Here is a 19,767-nt window from a genome sequence, read left to right on the forward strand (position 1 = left end):
AAGCCAGCCGCTGATGATTGAGCGGCAAAGATGTTGCGGAAAAGTATGAGTGTAGCCTGCCGGCATCCGGCAGGCTACACGTCAAAATTTCAACGAAAATCGCTTCTGGTTGCGCATTGTTTGAGCGCATCACGCCAAATTGAGCGGAAAAATCGGCCCCATCGCCGCGTTTATGGTCAGCCCTTTCGGGCGACTCTTCAATTTTCGACAAAAAAGAGTCAAAAAAGTATCGGCAATTTCTTCGGCGTGATGTGGATGTACCGCAGCCGCCCGCCATATGCTCCTCATCAACGCCTGGGACGAGCCATAAAGAGGAAATGGCTCCTGTCCGCAAATACGGCGGACGCGACTGATGGGAGGAACTATGATGCAGCCCGATCTGGAACTGGTGCACATCCGCAAGGGCGAATCCTTCGCCGCCTGGCGGCATGGCTATCCGTTCCGTACCGTGCGCTGGCATTATCATCCCGAATACGAAATCCATCTGGTCGTCGCCACGTCAGGCACGTTTTATATCGGTGATTTCGTCGGCCGTTTCGGCCCCGGTCAGCTCATCATGACCGGTCCCAATCTCCCCCAGAACTGGATCAGCGAGATCGAGCCGGACGAGATCGTGCCCACACGCTCTCTCGTGATCCAGTTTCCGGAGGCTTTTATCGAGGATGCCTGCGCCTCCATGTCCGAGATGGAGGTGGTGCGTGCGCTGCTGGACCGCAGCCGCCGCGGCATTCTGTTCGACGATGAGACAAGCGATCGCGTTCGTCCGCTGATCCTTCGGCTGATCGAGGCGCAGGGGCTGACGCGGCTCGCGCTTTTCTGGGAAATTCTCGATCTGCTGGTCAACGCGCCGTCGTCCGAGGTGCTTGCAAGCCTGAGCTACGAGCTGGACCTGACCGGCATCGGCGATAGCGGCATCAACCGCGCGCTGTCGCATCTGCGCCAGCACCTGACCGAACAGGTCGAGGAAATAGACCTCGCCGACATGGTGGGCCAGAGCCAGAGCGCCTTTTCCCGCGCCTTCAAGCGTCACACGGGAACGACGCTGGTGCGGTATCGCAATCAGTTACGCATCGATCTTGCCTGCCAGATGCTGCTGGCGGATCAGGAGGTCAAGGTGGCGGAGGTCTGCTACGATGTGGGCTTCTCCAATCTTTCGAATTTCAACCGGCATTTCCTGAAATTGAAGGGAATGTCGCCGTCGAGGTTCCGCACGATATTCGCAGCCCAGAAGGCAGCGGTCATGGCGGATTAAACCAGCGACACATCGCCAATTTCTAAGAATTCGGGCAGAGGGCTGTCCGGAAACGGGGTCTTGTTGCCCCAATTTTCCAACCGGGAGGAAGAGTGAGATGAAAATGAAGTCCAAGTTTCTGATGGCGACAGCCGCAATTGCAATGATGGCCGCTCCGGCGCTGGCGCAGGAAAAGCTGAAGATCGGCATGACCTTCCAGGAGCTGAACAACCCCTATTTCGTATCGATGCAGGAAGCGCTGAAGGAAGCCGCCGCAAGCATCGGCGCAGATGTCGTCGTGACCGATGCCGGCCACGATGTGGCAAAGCAGATTTCCGACGTCGAAGACATGCTGCAGCAGAAGATCGACATTCTGCTTCTCAACCCCACCGACAGCGCCGGCATCGAAGCCGCCGTTCACGCTGCCAAGGCTGCCGGCGTAATCGTCGTTGCGGTTGACGCCAACGCCAACGGCCCGGTCGACACCTTCGTCGGCTCGAAGAACCGTGACGCGGGCTACAAGTCGTGCAAGCATCTCGGTGAGGCGCTCGGTGGCAAGGGTGAAGTCGCAATCCTCGACGGTATCCCGGTCGTGCCGATCCTGCAGCGCGTTGAAGGCTGCAAGGCAGCGCTTGCCGAATTCGCCGACATCAAGCTGGTTGATACGCAGAACGGCCGTCAGGACCGCTCCGTTGCTCTCGGCGTCGTTGAAAACATGATCCAGTCGCGTCCGAACCTCGCCGGTATCTTCTCGGTGAATGACGGCGGTGCGATGGGCGCTCTGGCTGCGATCCAGGGTTCCGGCAAGGACATCAAGCTGACCTCGGTCGACGGTGCTCCGGAAGCTGTGAAGGCGATTGCAGAGGGTGGTCCTTTCATCGAAACCACCGCGCAGTTCCCGCGTGACCAGGTTCGTGTCGGCCTTGCCATGGCGCTCGCCCAGAAGTGGGGCGCTCGCGTCGTGCCGAAGGAAGTTCCGATCGACGTCATGGTCGTCGACAGCAAGAACGCCGGCGAGTTCAGCTGGTAAAGAACTCCTCCCAGGCCCCGTCCCCATCTCGTATGGGGGCGGGGTTAAATCCCGACCATTGAGGAGGGTGAAATGCTGGAACTGAATGGAATAAGAAAAAGCTTTGGCAAGATCGAAGTCCTGCGCGGCGTCGACCTTGAGGCGCGCGCCGGTGAGGTGCATGCGCTTCTGGGAGAAAACGGCGCTGGCAAGTCGACGCTGATGAAAATCCTGTGCGGCATTTTGCAGCCATCGGAGGGAACGATCCGCATTGACGGCAAGGATCGCCGCTTCGCCAATTACGATGAGGCGATTGCCGCCGGCGTCGGCATCGTGTTTCAGGAATTCAGCCTGATCCCTTATCTCAACGCCGTTGAAAACATGTTCCTCGCCCGCGAAATCCGCGGGCCGCTGCGCCTTCTGAACAAGAGCGCGATGCGCAAGCGCGCAGCGGAAATCATGGGCCGGCTCGCCGTAGATGTTCCGCTGGACGTGCCGGTGCATCGCCTGTCCGTCGCCCAGCAGCAATTCGTCGAAATCGCCAAGGCGCTGTCACTGGATGCCCGCATTCTCGTGCTCGACGAGCCGACGGCGACGCTCACCCCCTCCGAGACGGAACACCTGTTCAAGGTCATGCGCGAGCTGCGGCGTCAGGGCGTGGCGATCATCTTCATTTCGCATCACCTCGAAGAAATATTCGAGATTTGCGACCGCATCACCGTTCTGCGCGATGGCGAGTTGATCGGTTCCTGCCTGACGTCGGAGGTCGATAATGACCGTCTGGTCGAGATGATGGTCGGCCGGCGCATCGAAGCCAGTTTCCCGCCGAAGCCAGAGCTCGATCCTTCCGCCGCAAAGGTTATCGAGGTGGAAGAGCTGCAATTGAAGAAGGGCGGTCCTGTCTCGCGTTTCGCGCTGCGCAAGGGCGAAATTCTTGGTTTTGCCGGGCTTGTTGGCTCGGGCCGTACGGAAACTGTTCTCGCCATGCTCGGGGCGCATTCAGCCTCGCGTCGCAAGATCAAGCTCGATGGTGTGGAGACGCGTTTTTCCGGCCCTGATGAAGCGCTGATGCGCGGCATCGGCCTGCTGCCGGAAAGCCGCAAGGAGGAGGGGCTGATTACCAGCTTCTCCATCCTGCAGAATATTTCGCTCAACAATTACCGCAAATACCGCAAGGCCCACTGGTTCCTCGATCTCAAAAAGGAACTGGAACACACGACAAAGGCCATGGCGCAGGTGCAGGTGAAGGCGCAGGGGCCTTATGCCCGCGTCGACACGCTATCGGGCGGCAACCAGCAGAAGATCGTCATCGCCCGCTGGCTGAACCATGACATGCGCGTGCTGATCTTCGACGAGCCGACACGCGGCATCGATGTCGGCGCTAAGGCGGAAATCTATGCGCTGATGCGGGAATTCGCCGCCAGGGGCCATTCGATCATCATGATCTCCTCGGAGCTGCCGGAAGTGATCGGCATGTCCGACAGGGTCTGCGTCTTCCGTTCCGGCGGCATCGTCGCCACCGTCGAGGGCGAAGACATCAATTCAGAAACAATAATGACAAACGCCACCACCGGGAGAGTTGAACATGTCGCTTGATGCAAACACCGGCGTTGCCGCGAAAACGGGCGGTTTCAGTTTCAGCGCCATGCTGCGTTCGCCGCTTGCCCTGCCTCTGGCGGGCCTGATTGTCGTATCGATCCTCATGGGGCTTGCGAGCGACAATTTCTTCAGCCTCAACAACATCATGAACGTGCTGCGGCAGGTTTCTGTCGTCGGCATCCTCGCCGTCGGCATGACCTTCGTCATCCTCACCGGCGGCATCGACCTGTCGGTCGGTGCGGTCATGGCGCTGATCGGAACGTTGTCAGCTGGCCTGATGGTGAATACCGGCCTCTCGCCTGCAATTGCCCTGCCGGCCGGCCTGTTCATTGGTCTCGGCATCGGCATCTTCAATGGCGCGCTCGTCGCCTGGGGCAAGATGCCAGCGATCATTGTCACGCTCGCCACCATGGGCATGGCGCGCGGTCTCGGCCTCATCTATTCCGGTGGCTACCCCGTCAGCGGCATTCCGAGCTGGATTTCCTGGTTCGGCGTCGGCCGTATCGGTGTCGTTCCGGTGCCGGTCGTCATCATGGTGGCGATCTATGCCATCGCCTGGGTGCTGTTGCAGCGCACGGCTTTCGGCCGCCATGTCTATGCTCTCGGCGGAAACGAACTGGCGGCCCGTCTTTCGGGCGTGAAGACGCAGCGCGTCAAGCTCGCCGTCTATGGCATTTCGGGTGTGACGGCCGCTTTCGCCGCGCTCATCCTCACCGGTCGCCTGATGAGCGGTCAGCCCAATGCCGGCGTCGGCTTCGAACTGGACGCCATCGCAGCGGTGGTTCTCGGCGGCACGGCGATTGCCGGCGGCAGGGGCCTCATTCTCGGCACGCTCATCGGTGCGGTGCTGCTCGGCATCCTCAATAACGGCCTCAACCTGATGGGCATCAACCCCTATCTGCAGGATGTCATCAAGGGCGGCATCATCCTGCTGGCCATCTATATCGGGCGCGAATGGCGCTAAGCCGGCCCGGAAACATCTTCATAAACGCAGGAGAATTAAATGTCTGAATCGCTGCAAGGCAAGATTGCGGTCATCACCGGCGCCGCATCCGGCATCGGGCTTGCCACCACAGAAGCGCTGCTGGAGCAGGGCGCAACCGTGGTCATGGTCGACTGGAATGAGAAAGCCTTGAATGATCTGGTCGCCAAGCTCGGCGACCGCGCCATCCCGCAGGTCACCAATCTGCTGGATGCCGACAGCTGCAACGCGATGATCCCCGAGATCCTCAAAAAGGTCGATCATATCGACATTCTCTATTGCAACGCCGGCACCTATATCGGCGGAGATCTCACCGAAACGACGCCCGAAGCCATCGACAAGATGCTGAACCTCAACGTCAACGCCGTCATGAAGAACGTCCATGCCGTCGTGCCGCATATGTCGGAGCGCAAGACCGGCGATATCGTCGTCACCTGCTCGATTGCCGGCCACTTCCCCACCTATTGGGAGCCGGTCTATTCGGGTTCGAAATGGGCGATCACCAGCTTCGTTCAGGGCATGCGCCGCCAGATGATCCCGCACGGCGTGCGCGTCGCGCAGGTGTCTCCCGGCCCGGTCGTTTCCGCACTTCTGGCGGACTGGCCGGAGGAGAATCTCCGCAAGGCCAAGGAATCCGGCAGCCTCATCGATGCGAGCGAAGTGGCCGATGCCGTCGTCTACATGCTGACGCGCAAGCGCACGGTCACCATCCGCGACATGCTGGTCTTGCCGACCAACTTCGACCGCGTTTAAAAATCTCTGGAGCGGCGGGACAACCGGAAACGGTCCCGCCGCTCAACCCTGTTCAAGCACCGGATGATCCGCTCCGAGGAGTATCGCAAATGGCTTCCTATCTGATTGGCGTCGATGTCGGGACCGGCTCGGCGCGCGCCGGTGTCTTCGACCTCGCGGGAAAGCTTCTCGCCACCGCCAAACGCCCGATCGGCATGCATCGCGAGGATGGCGGCATTGCCGAACAATCGAGCGGCGAAGTATGGCAGGCCGTTTGCGACAGCGTTCGGGAAAGCGTTTCCCGCACCGGCATCGATCCCGCCGAGGTCGCCGGTATCGGTTTCGATGCCACCTGCTCGCTGGTGGTGCGCGGACCGGAAGACGAGACCCTGCCGGTTGGCGCGCCCGATCATCCCGAGCGCGACATCATCGTCTGGATGGATCACCGCGCCGTCGAACAGGCGGAGCGCATCAATGCCGGCGAACACGCCGTGCTGAAATATGTCGGCGGCCGTATTTCTCCGGAAATGCAGACGCCGAAACTGCTGTGGCTCAGCGAAAACAGGCCGGACATCTATGCCCGGGCAGAGCACTTCTTCGATCTCACGGACTTTTTGACATGGAAGGCTTCGGGAGCGCTCGATCGCTCCGCCTGCACGGTGACCTGCAAATGGACTTATCTGGCCCATGAAAACCGTTGGGATGCGGAATATTTCACCCGCATCGGGCTTGGCGATCTCGCCGAACAGGGTTTTCGCCGCATCGGTCAAAGCGTCGTCCATCCCGGCACGGCGCTGGGTAACGGTTTGACGGAAGACGCGGCAAACGCCATGGGTCTGGTTGCGGGCACTGCGGTTGCGGCAGGTCTGATCGACGCCCATGCCGGCGGCGTCGGCACGGTGGCTGCGGGCGGCGATGCGTCGCGATGCCTCGGTTATGTTTTCGGCACCTCATCCTGCACCATGACGACCACCACCGAACCCGCCTTCGTGCCCGGCGTCTGGGGACCCTATTATTCCGCCATGGTTCCGGGCGCGTGGCTCAATGAAGGCGGCCAGTCCGCTGCCGGCGCTGCCATCGATTACCTGGTGCAGTTGCACCCGGCCTATGCCGAGGCGAAGGCGCTTGCCGCTAAGGAAGATAAAGCATTGCCGGTTTGGCTCGCTGACCGGGCGCTCAATCTTGCCGCATCCGCGTCCGCTGCCGCAAAGATCGCCGAGGATTTTCACGTGGTGCCGGAGTTTCTCGGTAACCGCGCGCCGTTTGCCGATCCCCATGCCCGCGCCGTCATTGCCGGTTACGGCATGGAGACGGGTGTGGATTCCCTTGTCGCGCTTTATGTGGCCGGCCTTCTCGGCCTCGGTTACGGGCTTCGCCAGATCATCGAAACGCAGGCCCGCAATGGTGCGCCGGTGGAAACCATCAGCGTCAGCGGCGGGGCGGGTGCGCATCCGCTTGCCCGGCAGCTGCTGGCGGACGCGACGGGGCTTCCCGTGGAACTGACTGAATGCGAGGAGCCGGTGCTTCTCGGCTCGGCCATGCTGGGCGCCGTCGCCGCCGGAACCTATCGGGACCTGATGGTCGCCATGCCCGCGATGTCGCGTATCGAGAGCTGTGCTGCGCCAGATCCAGATTTTCAGAAGGTTCATCAGGCGCGTTACGACGCGTTTCTGGCGCTACAAAATGCGGCGCGCGCCATTCGTTCTGCCAGCCATTCCTGAGCGCTGTCAAAAGTTTAGATCATCCGGCCGTCAGGGCCGCAAAATAAAGAGGATTCCATGCAGTTTTCCGGAAAATCCGTCATCATCACCGGCGCAGGCAAAGGCATCGGCCGCGCCTGCGCTCGCCTGATGGCCGCGCGCGGTGCGGAAGTGGTGGCGATCAGCCGCACCCAGTCCGATCTCGACAGCCTGAAAAGCGAAATTGGCGGCCGTTCGATCCGCGTCGATCTCGCCGATGTCGCCGCCACCCGCGCCGCCATGAAGGAAGCCGGCCCTTGCGATTTCCTGATCAACAGCGCCGGCATTAACGTGCTCGAAAGCGTGCTGGATATGAGCGATGCGGGTTATGAAGCCGTTCTCGGCATCAACCTGCGCGCGGCCTTGGTCGCATGTCAGGAATTTGCCCGCGCCCGCGTTGCAAAGGGCGGCGGTGGCGCCATCGTCAACATCACCTCCATCGCCGGTCACCGCGGTTTTCAGGATCACCTCTGCTACGCGGCGTCCAAGGCCGGGCTGGAAGGGGCGACCCGCGTACTTGCCAAGGAGCTTGGCCCGCACGGCATCCGCGTCAACGCGGTTGCACCGACCATCACCCTCACCGAACTGGCCGCGGAAGCGTGGAACGACCCGGCGAAAAGCCAGCCGATGATGGTTCGCCATCCGCTCAACCGGTTTGCCGAAGCGGAAGAGGTGGCTCAGAGCATAGCGCTGCTCCTGTCGGATGATAGCCGCATGATTTCCGGAGCCGTATTGCCGGTCGATGGCGGTTTCCTCGCCGTTTGATGTGCGCGGGGGGCTGACGCGCAAACGCCTGCCCGAAAATAAAAGAACGCCCGGCAAACAGCCGGGCGCTCCTCTTAGTGAATGACAACGCTGTTAATGACGATGCTCGGGCATGTCCTTCAGCTGGTCCTTGGTCCATGAAGTGACCGCGTGGACATCGCCGTCCTCATCCCGCATGAAATCAAGATCGCTGAGCGGTACTGCGACCGGCTTTGCGCCGATACCAAGAAAGCCGCCGACATCGATGATGGCGGTGCTGCCGGCCCCGACGCCGTGGACATGATCGACCTTGCCGACCTTGTGATCGTCTGCACCATAAACGGTGGCGCCTTCAAGAACGGAGGGCGTCAGTTCGGTTTCAACCAGGCGTACGTGATTGGTGTGATCCATTGTTCTTGCTCCTGTCTTGGTTTGCAGAAAACAAACTCCTCGACTGCAAAACCGTTCCATCGAATGTCGACGGGCCGGTGCCAGTCGCTGAGGACCGGTCATTTCTCATCGGTACATTGTTGGGGTTTGCGACGGGCGGTTCCGAAAAGGTTGCGGAATGGTCACACCTTTTCTCCGGAAGACAAGTTTTCGCTAAATTGCAACCGCTAAAGTTGTTGCGATGACGTGTCTGGATGTTATCTCTGCGTCAGGTTGAATCATCAAGGGGATGAGGGATGAAAAAGTTGGGGGCGGTTTTGCTGGTGGCTCTTTTGAGCGCATGTGCAAAGCCATCTGACGGACCGACCGCAGGCAATATCCGATCTGCGACTTTCCCTCGAACCAACGAAAAAATCCCCGTCATCGAGCTGGCGAATGCACCGGCGGCGACGGTATCCGCCGGAAGCCTGCAGAATGCCTCCGGCCCCGGCCTCACAGCACTTCGCAACACCGGTTACAACGCCCAGAGATTGCGTCGCGGCGACGTGATCGACATCACCGTGCTCGATACCGGCGAAGACGGGCTTTTCTCCCCGACGCAAAGCAAGACGCTCAATCTTGGACGCTTTACGGTGGACCAGAGCGGATCGGTGAATATCCCCTTCGTCGGCAAACAGAGGGTGGTGGATTCGACGCCCGAGGGGCTGCAATCGCAGGTCGTTGCCGGGCTCAAGGGATCGGCCGTGAACCCGCAGGCCGTCGTCACCGTCGTCGACAAGCCGACGAGCGCCGTCATGCTGAGCGGTGCGGTGAAAAATCCCGGAAAAATAACGCTCACCGCCCGTCAGGAGCGGGTGCTCGATGCGCTCAATCAGGCCGGTGGCCCGACCGTCGCTCCGGATGCTGCCACGGTTACCGTCGTTCGCGGCTCGCACAGGGCGAGCGCGCCGCTTGACCGCGTCATGCGGGAAGACCGCCAGAATATCCGCCTGTCGCCGGACGATCAGATCATGATCGATGGCGATGCGGCGAGCTACACCGCGCTCGGCGCTTTCAAGAGCGCCGGCGAATTCCAGTTCGAAGCCGGAAAACTGACCCTCGCTCAGGCTGTCGGCCGCGCCGGCGGGTTGCTGGATGACCGTGCGGACGCGCGCAATGTCTATGTCTTCCGCAACGAGATCATTCAGGTGCCGTCGGCAACCGTATCGGGCGCGAAAGGCCCGGTCGCGACGGCCACGACCATGCGGCCGGTGATTTATCACGTCAATATGCGCGATGCTTCCAGCATCGCCCTCATGCAGCTCTTCCAGATGCAGAAGGGCGATGTGCTCTATGCCAGCAACGCGCCGCTGGTGGATTCGGCCAAGCTCCTGACCGTGTTCCAGAAGAGCGTGCCGACGGCGGCAGCACCGCTTCCTGGCAGCGGCAACTGACCAGTGAAGCGCTACAGAAGCTGTAGCGCTTCCATCGCCGATTGCGGGCGCGACGCGGGTTCGTCCTGGCAACAGGCGTCCGCAAAATCCGCCAGCCTTTGCGTTGTTCGCATCTCATCCGTCGCGATAAGCCGCCGGGCAAGCCGCCCCACGGAGAATATATCCTGATCCGGCTTCGCGGTTGCGTCCCGCATCCGTTCCGGCGCTGCAAATTCGCGCGAGGCGGCAAAGCTCATGCCCCGATCTGCGTGTTTTTGGCCGATCTCCAGCGCAATGCCGAAATCGCCAAGCCTGCCCGTTTCGAAATCGCCGTCCTCCAGCAGAATATTGGCTGGCGTTACATCGCAGTGGACGTACCCCCGTGCATGCATGGCGCTCAGCCCTTCCAGCAGGCGGCGAAGGATTGCGATCGCCTGCGGCGCGCTAACCGGCCGCTGCGATGCAAGCGACGCCAATGATTGCGGAAACCATGGCTGCAACAGGCCCGGTCGGCCATCGGCCAGTCTCAGCAGCGCCGATGTTTCCACCAGGCAAGGATGGCGCAATGTCAGGCCGAGCTGCGCCTCCTCGCGTGATCTTTGCAGCAGCGCCGCATCGTTTCTCAACGCCGGCGGCGTGGTTTTCAGGGCGTGAAGGGAGCCGAGATCGCGGTGCCGCACCTGCAGCAGCAGGGTGTTTTCACTCTCGTAGGCAATCCGTTCGAGGGCAAAACTGTCGGCGATCCAGCTTGGTTTTGCATCGGAAAAATGCGAGATTTTCCGGTCCAGCGCATTTCTGACCTGATCGATGAGGTCTTTCTGTTCTTCGGCTGGCCTTTCCCGCGTGCCGTCATGGCGAATGCTTTGCCACAGATCGGAGAAGCGCTCGGCAACCTGCGGATAGGCAGGCCCGTCGCCCGGTTGTCTACCCTTGCTCAAGGCGGTTTCCAATCACGATGGCGCTGACATTCTCGCGTGCGTCCTCGATCAGCGCTTCCTGGATCAGGGCGCTGGCGCAGTCCTTGATCGGGGTTTTGCCGACAATCTCGGCAATGGCCCGCTCCTTCAGGATTTGTACCAGCGGATAGCTGCACAGGAGCAGCCTGTCCTGCGAACCCCAGTCTTCCCCGACGATATCCGGGCGGAACTGCTGGGAAAGGCCAACACATTGCGCGAGCTGCCTTTTCATCCCGACAACGACGTGATCGCGCGAAAGCTGATGCATGGTTCCGTTTTTCAGGAGATAGGCGCGCGCGTCGCCGGACCACAGGACGCTCAACCTTCGGCCGATAATGGAGGCAATGATGACGCTTGCCATCGGCCTGCCGCCAGCGCCCATGGCTTGTCGGGAAAGAAGCAGGCTGTTGACGGTGCCGAGCTTTCCCCTGATCTGCTGCGCCATCACCTCGGGGCTTTCGGCATCGGGCGTCTCGGCAAGAATATTTGTGGCCAGACGTGCGGCTTCCACGGCGCTGTGCGTGTCGCCCTGTCCATCTGCTATGGCGAAGAGGGCAGGGCTCTGGGAAACGAAGAGCGAATCCGCGTTCAGGGAAAGCCGTGTTCCCGGGTGTGTGGCATAGCTGTAGATGACCGATGACGGTTGTTCGGTTGCCGGCGCGGGCGGTTGCGTCATCACCGGCGGAGTTTTGTGTTTCGCACTCTCCTGCGCCTGTACGGGTATCGAGCCGTCCTCTTCGCCCTTGCCTGCCATGTCGCTGAAGAGGCGCAGGAAATCGGAAGCTTTCGGTTTGCCGTCGAATTTGAGGCCGCGGGCGCGGCGGCTGACAGGATCGATGCGCCACCAGAGGCTCGTCGGTGCGCGGCTGCGCACCATTTCCGGCGCGTCATCCTCTTCGCGTGGTTTCGGCAGGCGCAGTTTTTTAACGGAGGTGTTAAACCGGGACATGTCGAAATCGCCCGTCATGGATGTCTCGGCCAGCGCCTCGGCGGCCATGAACCAGGTGTCGTCGAGATAGAGCGTTCTCGGATGTTTCCGGAAGCTATTGAGCTGGGCAATGATGGCAAGCGGATATTTGCGCCCCACCCGGTCTGCACTGGGCGCCAGCACGCCGGCATAGGCGCAGTTTCCCCATATGCCGCTTTCGATGATGAAGCGTATGGGCGGCGATGCCGTGAATATTTCGGGCCATCGGCCCAAAAACAGGTCTGCGCAGGCATGCAGGCCGGATCGCATCCAGTCGTCAAATGTCCCGATCAGCTCCCGTTCAAGCCCGTCGGAAATGAAGTCGCCATGGCTGGGGACCTTGCCGAAGAAACCGATGCGATCACTTTCCGTTGCGGTTTCCGCGGGCCTCGATGCCTGATTGGCCATCAGTCGTTATTGACCGCGGTGCTTTTCGTCTTTGCTTTCATCATAGATCCCCTCCTTGAAAAAAAACGGTGCGCTGCCCCGCGGCTAAAATTGTGCGGGGCAGGCAAAGCCGGCGATGGCGTCCAGCCTGAACGGGTTGAGAACCGAGCCGAACTGAATATCGAATTCGGCAGCCTGAGCGTCATTCGCAAATCGCACCCGCAGCAGGTCACCCGACTGGTTTTCGATATCGGCGCCGTCGAACAGCCGGAATGGTGACCAGTCGCCGTTTTCGGTTTTCGCCTGCTGCCAGCCGCCCGGCTGGAAGGCGATGCGCGACAGGCTGGCCGTGTTTTCACGCGAGGGCCAGGTGATCGATTTCGCCTGAATGGGCCCGTGATAATAAACCACCCGCTCGCCTTCGATTTCCAGCATCACCGCGCTGGAGGCATTGGTGAGCGAAACGGGTTTGACATTGATCGACACCGCCGGCGTCTCGCTGCCATTCGGGAAAAAGGCGCGCGAAATCTTGTCGGCATTTTCGAACTGGGCGACGGCGCTGCTTGGAATGCCGGCGGCGCCGAAAGTGCCTTTCCAACTCCAGGGGTTGGTGGTCTTGTCGACAAAGGCTTCCATTCGCTGTTTGAAGAAGGACTGGAAAACCCCGGTCGGACCGAAAAGACGGGTGAAATCCGCGATGGCGACATCGCGGGAAGACGACCTGTCGAAAGGATAACGCCCGGTCACGATGGAAGAGCACAGCGATGCCGCATCGGCCGCCCAGAGTTCGGCAATGCGGCTGCGGGCGGATTTGACCGCAAGCGAGCCGACATCCGCCGCCACGCCCGCCACCCACACATCGAGGGGTGCCGGCAATTCACGGGCCTGCTGCAACAGATCCTGATTGGCCTTGGTGAGTTGACTATCCACGTCGAACACCTTGGCGACTTCGTCGGAGGTGGTCGCCGAGCGGGCAAGCTGCTCGTTCAGCATCTTGAAGTGCGTGAGCAACTGTTCCGATGGCGAGCCTCCGGCCTTGCCGCCATTGGCCTGCTCGCCCGTTGTGGCCGCGCCTTTCGCCGCCAGCATGTCGCGCAGTCTCGCATAGGGATCGGCCGCGTTCACCGTGGCGGCCAGAACGGCCGCGGTCGCGTCGCCTTCAGCGGCGGAGGCGAGGGCGGCGGGGTTTGCTCCGGGGCGCAGATCGGTCGCCTCCGCGATCGATCTGGCAGCCTCCGCCACGATATTGCGTTCATTGGCAAGCGCGCGGGTTGTTTCCACCGCGTCGCCAAGGGTCTGGGACGGCTTGACCCGAAGGTCGGCCAGCGTATCGGCCCATTTTTTCTCGAAACGGTCGAAATAGATTTGCAGCGCGGCCTGCGCCACCTGCTCGACGGTTGCGCCACGGAGTGCATCATCGGAACCGCGCACCCACCCTTCGGAAAGCGCGATACGCGCCGCATGGGCGACCTGTGGAATGACGACGCTGCGATATCCTTCCGCCGTGAAAAGACCTTCGATGCCTTCCGCCATCGGCGCTTTGCTGCGCCGCTCGAAGGCGCGCTCTCCCAGCGGGCCGAAGGCCGTGGCTGGTGTCCATTCCATCAGTTCCCGCGCCTGCGGAAGACCGGCGAGAATATCATAGGCGCGCGTGCCGGCGGCCTGGTCGCGGATGGTTTCACGGGCAGTGGCGATGAGCCGTGCGTCCAGCTCAATCGGGGCGAGCACGCCGTCCGCCAGCGCTTTCGCATGCTGGTCGAGCGCTTCTCTCGCCGCCGCCCTTCCATCGCCGGGATAGAGGGATGCGAACATCTGGTGCGTCTGCACGGTCAGGAAATCGGGGTCCAGTGTACCCATGCCGCCAAGCATTCCGTAGAGCTTCAGCGAATTGAAGGTGCGCGTGACATCCTTTTCATCCTTGAGCTGTTTCTGAAGCTGCACGATCATGCGCGGCAGGAGCAGGGCATTGAGCGCGCGCTGATAGGCGTCACGCTGCCGTCCGGCGATCTTGTCTTCCTGATCAAGCCCGAAGCTGACATTCCAGACTCTCTCGCGGGCAAAGCCGGAATTGACGTCACGCAGATTGTCGAGCGCCGGAAGGATGCGGAGAAAATCGGCGTCGGAAACATCGCGCACGGGAACGCCCTGAACGAGCTGTTCATAAGCGCCAAGTTTGCGATCCGCTTCGGCAAGCGCCTGCGTATTGGCGAAATAGGTGAAAATCCAGCCGGTGAAGACGATGGCGACTGCGGCGGCCGATATGCCATAGGCGATGCGCCGCACCAGCAATTGCCGTCCGGAAAGGCGCTTGTCGCGCATCACCAGCGCGGCTTCGGGGAAGATGACATCCTTGAACAGCCGCGACAGGAAGTAGCTTCGGCGGGTCCTGGCCGCTGCGGGAGACCTTTCCGTTTCCGGCTGCGTTCCCGAAGCGAGATAAACGCCCCGCAAAAGCGGGGCTTCGATCAGCGGAGACCGTGCGCAAAGTTCGGTCAGGGCCTCATGGAGCCGGTCTTTCAACCGCGCAAGTTCGGCGGGGAAGCGGAAGATGCGCCCGCGCGTCTCGGCATTCTGCTCCTGCTGCAGGCGCTCGATCAACATCGCATCGACCCGTTGTTGCAGCAGTTCGAACTCTTCCGTCAGGCGTTGCGGCAGGTTCTCGGCGGTATAGCTCTCATCCAGCTTGAAGGTGGTGCCCCATACCTGCTGGCGGTCGGTCTTGTTGAAACCGTCGAAGAATTCCACGAAACCATGCAGCAGATCGGCCTTGGTCAGCACGATATAGACTGGAACGCGGGCGTGCAGATATTCGTCCAGTTCCGAAAGCCGCTGGCGGATGGAGCGCAGTTCCTGCCGTTGTTCCTCGGGATCGCGGGTGAGAAGATCGGGGATGGACAATGTCACCAATGCGCCGTTGATCGGCTGCGACCGGCGATAGCGTCTCAGAAGACCGAGGAAACCTTCCCAGCCGGCTTTGGATGAGCCATCGAGATCGTCCTGCGTGGTGTAACGGCCGGCGGTGTCGATCAATATCGCCTCATCGGCGAACCACCAGTTGCAGTTGCGCGTGCCGCCGATGCCCTTTACTGCGTTTTCGCCGAGCGCATCGCCGAGCGGAAATTGCAGGCCGGAATTGGTGAGTGCCGTCGTCTTGCCGGAGCCGGGTGCGCCGAAGATCACGTACCAGGGAAGATCGTAAATATAACCGAAACGCTTTTTCGTGACCCGCCGCAGCAGCGCCAGCGCTTCCTTGAGACGCATCTGGATTTCGCCGACTTCGGCCTGGCGGTTGGCGAGCGCTTCGCGCTCGATACTGTCGACAAGTTCCTTGTCCTGCTTGCGCCCGCGATAAATCGTGACGGCGATATAGACCAGCCATATCGCCACAATGATGCCGATGGCGATGAGCCGGGCCTGCGTCGTTCCCAAGGGCTTGAAATCGCCCAGCGCGACCAGATAGCCGTAAAACCAGATGACGATGCAGAGTGCGACCACCCATAACAGCGACAGGAAACGGCGGCCGATGAGAGCGGCATAGCTCTCGACATAGGATCGGATCGTATAAAAATAGCTCAATGGATTCATGGCTGTGCCTCTTGCGGCTGCTGTCCCGAACTGTTCTCTATGGTCGGCGAGAGAATGCCGGCGTCGCTCAGTTTTTCATCGGGATTGGTCAGGACCATGATTTCCGTTCTGCGGTTGATCTGGCGGCCTTCCTCCGTTTTGTTGTCGGCGATCGGGTCGCTGTCGGCACGGCCTTCCGTCAGGATCGCTTCCGGGCCGGTGAATTGTGAAAGAATGTCCCCGACCGCCTTGGCGCGGGCTTCGGAAAGGTGCCAGTTGGACGGAAATTCCACCGTCTTGATCGGCACGGTATCGGTATAGCCGATGACGACGGCGCGGAATTTTTCGGCCGCAAGCGCGCCGCCGATACGCTGGATGAGATCGCGGAACTGCGGGCTGACATCGGCGCTGCCGGTGGAGAACAGGCCCGAATTGTTGATGCGAATGCGCAGCCGTCCGTTTACATCCGCCAGCGTGACAAGCTTCTTTTCGACTTCCGGCTGAAGGAAGGCCATCAGCTTTTCAAGCCGTGAGGGTTGCCGTGGCTCCACCGTCTTCGGCGGTTCCACGACCTTGGGCGTTTCGACCTGCGCCGGTGGCTGAGGCGGGCTTGCGATCAGCACGCTCGGCGTCTCGTTCGGCGGCAGATGAGCGAGCTTCTCGAAAGTGACATCGGATGCGTCGTTGAGCGACAGCGTGAAGAAGAGATAACCAAGCGCGAAGGCAAGCGCCATCAGGGACAGCAGGGTCCACAGCGCGGCCATCGTGCGCAATGGCGTATGACGGGCTTCCACGCCTTTCCAGTGTGGCGAAAGCTCCCGTTCGAAGGTGCCGTATTGGCCGATCAGCGTCTTGTAGAGGCTGTCGCGGATGCGCGAAAGCTCTAGCGCACCCTTTGGTGAAACGCGGGTGCGCCCTTCGAAAGCCAGCGACAGGCACAGATAGATCAGCAGCAGCAGATCCTTGCTGGCGCCGGGCGACTGATGGAAATGGTCGAGAATGTCGAAAACCCGGTCGCCGCCGGTGACATCGTTGTGGAAGGTGGAGACAAGGCCGGAGCGCGCCCAGCCTGCCCGCACGCCCCAGGGTTTGCTCAGAACCACATCATCCACCGTGGCGCAGACGACATAATGCGCCGCTCTTGCCCGCTCGGGGCTGATGCGGGCGGAAGCGAGATCGCGCTCATAGCGGGTGATCGCCTCAATGCAGGCGCGGCGAAGCTGATCGGGATCCGGCTCCGCATCGCTGAAGCGCAGGAGATGCGCTAGGTTGAGGAGGGGAGCGGCCGATTGCACGAGCGTCGGCACATCGCCGCCGCCGAAATGGAAACCGGAGAGCAGCTGATCGACCGGCATGGCGGCCCCGCTTGCCTTCGGTCGCCCGGCCGGCCCGTCGGTCTCGACAATGTCTTCGAGGATCGCCGCCATGTTGCGGGCGTTCTGGTTGCGTCTGCGGCTTTCCTCGGTGATTTCAACCACCGTCGGCAAATCCTGCCAGGAAGAGGGGTTTTCCTTGCTCATTCGCGTAACGCCCACATTTCCATCTCAAGCCCGGGGAACTCGCCCGCCAGATGCAGGGCAATCGCGCCGGAGGTCTCAAGCTGCTTCCAGAGGGGTGATTGCGTGTCGATCTCGAAATAGACGGTGCCGGACCGATAGGGCAATTGCCGCGGCAGGACCGGCAGGGAGCGCACGGGAATGCCGGGCAGCGCCACGTTGACCAGTTCGGAAATCCGCTCCACCGGCCCGACCTTGATCTGGGCCGGCAGGCGGCGGCGAATGTCTTCGGCGGCCATATCCGCGCGCACGGCAAGCACGAAACCGGCATCGCGCAGCAGCGTGCGGTCGTGGATAGTGCCGACGCGGACGCCGTGGCGGCGCTCCACCAGCTCGATCGCAACGGCCGCCTGTTCCAGGACCGCTGACAGCGATGTGCGCAGATCGTCGAAAACTGCCGCGAAGGTGGCTTTCAAGTCCTCGTGCCGATAGGGCGGGAAATCCGTCGCCCGCTTTTTGTCCGTGGTGAAGGTTGCAAGCTCGCCAGCAAGCTGGATGCAGTCTTCGTAAAACCGGATGGGGTGAAAACGCGTGGCGTTGGCGCAGCGATGCGCCAGCAGCGGATCGGCCCGGTTGAGGATTTGCAGCAGGAAATAATCGCCCACTTCCGCCGTTCCCCTGATCGTCGGATCGCCGATGCGTTCGGCAATCGCCTGGGCGCGGTGGCGCACGATCCCCAGAAGCTCCGTCAGCAATTCGTTGAGGCGGGGCGCCGCCGCGCAGCTCAGGCTCGGAGGAATGAAATCCGGGTCCAGAATGACCGCGCGGTCTGAGCGGACCTCGATGACCCTTGCAAGGCCGATGAGATCGTAACCGGAAAGATCGTCGCCGGTTTTCAGGAATTTCAGGCTGAGACGGCCGACATCGATGGGGGCCACGAAGTCCGTCTCGATATTGGTGTCGGAGACCTCATAGCTTGAGGCGGTGAAGCGCACATTGTTCGCATCGTTGCGGCCGCTGGCGGACATGTCGGCCTTGCCGGGTTGCCGGGCCGGCAGGGCGAGATAGATAACGGCGTTCTTGACGCTTTCGTCGAGATCGAGCGGCGGCGGCAGGTCGGAATCCTCCGGCGCCTCGAAGGGCGTTCCATCGGGAAGAACGCCGCGCAGGTTCGACAGGGCGAATTGCCCTATCGACAGCGCGCTACGGTCCACGCCGATTTCGGCGATGCCCCACGGGTAGGGCGAGAGGTTGCGCGTGGTGTTGCGCACCAGCCGTTCGGTCCATCGGTCGGATTGCTGAAAATGCTGAACGCGAAGAAACATGCCCTCGCTCCAGGCAACACGGTTCTCATGTCTCATCGTGGTTGTTTACCCCCTTTGCATCGGCCGTTATCGCGTCAGGTTCCTGCGTGGGCGCGGCCTCACCGCGCGCTGCCCGCTGCAGGAACTGCCTGACAGGCAATGGACGGCCGTTTTCCTCAAATTGCTTTTTGTAAGTGGACCAGTAATCGGTCTTCATGATCAGCCCCTGCCAGTCGCGGCGCTCGATTTTGGCACGAAGATCGTTACCGGCATCGACGGCGGCTTCGAGAAGCCTCGGCTCGAGTTTTTGCGTGCAGCCGTGGATCAGGGTTTCAAGAGAGGCGGCGAGCCGCCGTTGCTGGCGGATGAGCGTTTCCACCCGCTCGCTCAGGGAGGCTGACGAACCGTGGCCGGTGCGCTCGCCTTCAATGTCGAGAATGGCCAGACAATCGGCGCTTTCCTGCTCCAGCGCGGTCAGAAGATCGCCGATCTCCTGCGCGGTCGAAGCGTCCGCAGCCGAGGCGCCCTCTGGGGTCAGCTCTTCGTCTGCTTCCGGGAAAACGCTGTCGAAATCCTCGTTACCTGAGGCCGAAACCGGACGAGAGATCATCACCGGCGTGTTCAGCGCGTCGGTATGTTCGTGTTCGCTGCTCGCAACCGGCTCCTCGTCCCAGTTATCAGGCAGAACCGCGCCAATTCCGCGCGCCGCGGGCGGTTCGCTCCACCCGATCTCGACATTTCGCGAAATGGATTTCGCCTTCCGCTTCGCGCCCTCGCGCCATGTTTCGGACCAGTCGTCGGCGGAGGCGGTGTTGCCCATCACGCCGCCGGCCGAACGGCCATTCGGGGCGATGTCGGCAAGGATCGCCGAAATGGTCAGCGGCTCGTCACTCATGCGCAGGGAAGTGTCGGGATCGGAAAAATCCAGCTCGGCATCGCCGCTGATGGCGACCTGGAAAACCTGCCCGCCAATGTTGATTTGCGAACCGTCGCGCAGACGCGCGCTTTCGCCTTCCAGCAGCAGGCGGCCATCGACCAGCGTGCCGTTCGCGCTCTGGTCAAGGATCGTAAAACCTTCGCCATCGCGGCTGAGCGTGCAGTGCAGCTTGGAAACGCGCCGCTCATTGTCATCGATCTGCCAGTCGCAATCGCGAGACCGGCCGATGACGCGGCGGCCGCGCTCGAAGCTCCACTGACTGGCTCTTGCGGCTCCGATATTTCGTGTGTCCTTGAGTGCAAGCTTCATATCCATGCC

General features: G+C 61.4%; 15 protein-coding genes. 8 read left to right on the plus strand and 7 right to left on the minus strand.

Going from position 1 to position 19,767, the window contains the following annotated elements:
• The first annotated feature begins 367 nt into the window (after positions 1-367).
• The 7 genes from AGR7B_RS21240 to AGR7B_RS21270 all read left to right on the plus strand — a co-directional run bounded on the left by AGR7B_RS21240 (position 368) and on the right by AGR7B_RS21270 (position 8,057).
• Positions 368-1,252: an AraC family transcriptional regulator gene (locus AGR7B_RS21240; RefSeq protein WP_080858199.1), complete on the plus strand. Its 885-nt coding sequence runs from the start codon at positions 368-370 to the stop codon at positions 1,250-1,252.
• Between the two features lie 97 nt (positions 1,253-1,349).
• Complete coding sequence (locus tag AGR7B_RS21245) at positions 1,350-2,261, plus strand: ABC transporter substrate-binding protein (RefSeq protein WP_078052849.1); 912 nt, start codon at positions 1,350-1,352, stop codon at positions 2,259-2,261.
• A 72-nt stretch (positions 2,262-2,333) separates the two neighbouring features.
• Positions 2,334-3,836, plus strand: coding sequence for a sugar ABC transporter ATP-binding protein (locus AGR7B_RS21250; RefSeq protein ID WP_065654940.1), 1,503 nt, complete (start codon positions 2,334-2,336; stop codon positions 3,834-3,836).
• Entirely contained in the window at positions 3,826-4,803 is a 978-nt protein-coding gene (locus AGR7B_RS21255) for an ABC transporter permease (protein ID WP_080857801.1), read from the plus strand. Before AGR7B_RS21250 ends, AGR7B_RS21255 begins: the two co-directional genes overlap by 11 nt.
• 39 nt (positions 4,804-4,842) lie before the next feature.
• Positions 4,843-5,574, plus strand: a complete 732-nt coding sequence (locus AGR7B_RS21260) for an SDR family oxidoreductase (protein WP_065654942.1) — start codon at positions 4,843-4,845, stop codon at positions 5,572-5,574.
• A gap of 89 nt (positions 5,575-5,663) precedes the next feature.
• Positions 5,664-7,274 (plus strand): FGGY-family carbohydrate kinase, encoded by a 1,611-nt coding sequence (locus tag AGR7B_RS21265; RefSeq protein ID WP_080857802.1) that lies wholly within the window; start codon positions 5,664-5,666, stop codon positions 7,272-7,274.
• A gap of 57 nt (positions 7,275-7,331) precedes the next feature.
• Positions 7,332-8,057 carry an SDR family oxidoreductase gene (locus tag AGR7B_RS21270; RefSeq protein WP_020812313.1) on the plus strand — a complete coding sequence of 242 codons (726 nt, stop codon included), beginning with the start codon at positions 7,332-7,334 and terminating at the stop codon, positions 8,055-8,057.
• 93 nt (positions 8,058-8,150) lie between these two features.
• Here AGR7B_RS21270 and AGR7B_RS21275 read toward each other — a convergent pair whose 3' ends face one another.
• A complete protein-coding gene (locus tag AGR7B_RS21275) occupies positions 8,151-8,447 on the minus strand; it encodes a PRC-barrel domain-containing protein (RefSeq protein ID WP_003522015.1) in 297 nt (98 codons plus the stop codon).
• A gap of 275 nt (positions 8,448-8,722) precedes the next feature.
• On the opposite strand from AGR7B_RS21275, the gene AGR7B_RS21280 reads away from it, so the two are divergent.
• Complete coding sequence (locus AGR7B_RS21280; protein WP_080857803.1) at positions 8,723-9,859, plus strand: polysaccharide biosynthesis/export family protein; 1,137 nt, start codon at positions 8,723-8,725, stop codon at positions 9,857-9,859.
• Positions 9,860-9,870: 11 nt separating this feature from the next.
• Here AGR7B_RS21280 and AGR7B_RS21285 read toward each other — a convergent pair whose 3' ends face one another.
• The 6 genes from AGR7B_RS21285 to AGR7B_RS21310 form a co-directional block, all read right to left on the minus strand.
• Complete coding sequence (locus AGR7B_RS21285; protein WP_080857804.1) at positions 9,871-10,776, minus strand: protein kinase domain-containing protein; 906 nt, start codon at positions 10,774-10,776, stop codon at positions 9,871-9,873.
• The gene (gene tagF, locus AGR7B_RS21290) at positions 10,763-12,169 is read right to left on the minus strand and encodes a type VI secretion system-associated protein TagF (RefSeq protein WP_080857805.1); all 1,407 of its coding nucleotides are present in this window, start codon (positions 12,167-12,169) and stop codon (positions 10,763-10,765) included. Before tagF ends, AGR7B_RS21285 begins: the two co-directional genes overlap by 14 nt.
• Before the next feature lie 84 nt (positions 12,170-12,253).
• Positions 12,254-15,733, minus strand: a complete 3,480-nt coding sequence (tssM, locus tag AGR7B_RS21295) for a type VI secretion system membrane subunit TssM (RefSeq protein WP_080857806.1) — start codon at positions 15,731-15,733, stop codon at positions 12,254-12,256.
• Positions 15,730-17,232, minus strand: coding sequence for a type VI secretion system protein TssL, long form (gene tssL, locus AGR7B_RS21300; protein ID WP_080857807.1), 1,503 nt, complete (start codon positions 17,230-17,232; stop codon positions 15,730-15,732). Before tssL ends, tssM begins: the two co-directional genes overlap by 4 nt.
• Positions 17,229-18,569 (minus strand): type VI secretion system baseplate subunit TssK, encoded by a 1,341-nt coding sequence (gene tssK, locus AGR7B_RS21305; protein WP_078052839.1) that lies wholly within the window; start codon positions 18,567-18,569, stop codon positions 17,229-17,231. Before tssK ends, tssL begins: the two co-directional genes overlap by 4 nt.
• A complete protein-coding gene (locus tag AGR7B_RS21310; RefSeq protein WP_162934220.1) occupies positions 18,559-19,764 on the minus strand; it encodes a type VI secretion system-associated FHA domain protein in 1,206 nt (401 codons plus the stop codon). The genes tssK and AGR7B_RS21310 overlap by 11 nt, the downstream gene beginning before the upstream one ends.
• Positions 19,765-19,767 lie beyond the last annotated feature (3 nt).

Origin of the sequence: Agrobacterium deltaense RV3, assembly GCF_900013505.1 — a bacterium.
GTDB classification, from domain to species: domain Bacteria; phylum Pseudomonadota; class Alphaproteobacteria; order Rhizobiales; family Rhizobiaceae; genus Agrobacterium; species Agrobacterium leguminum.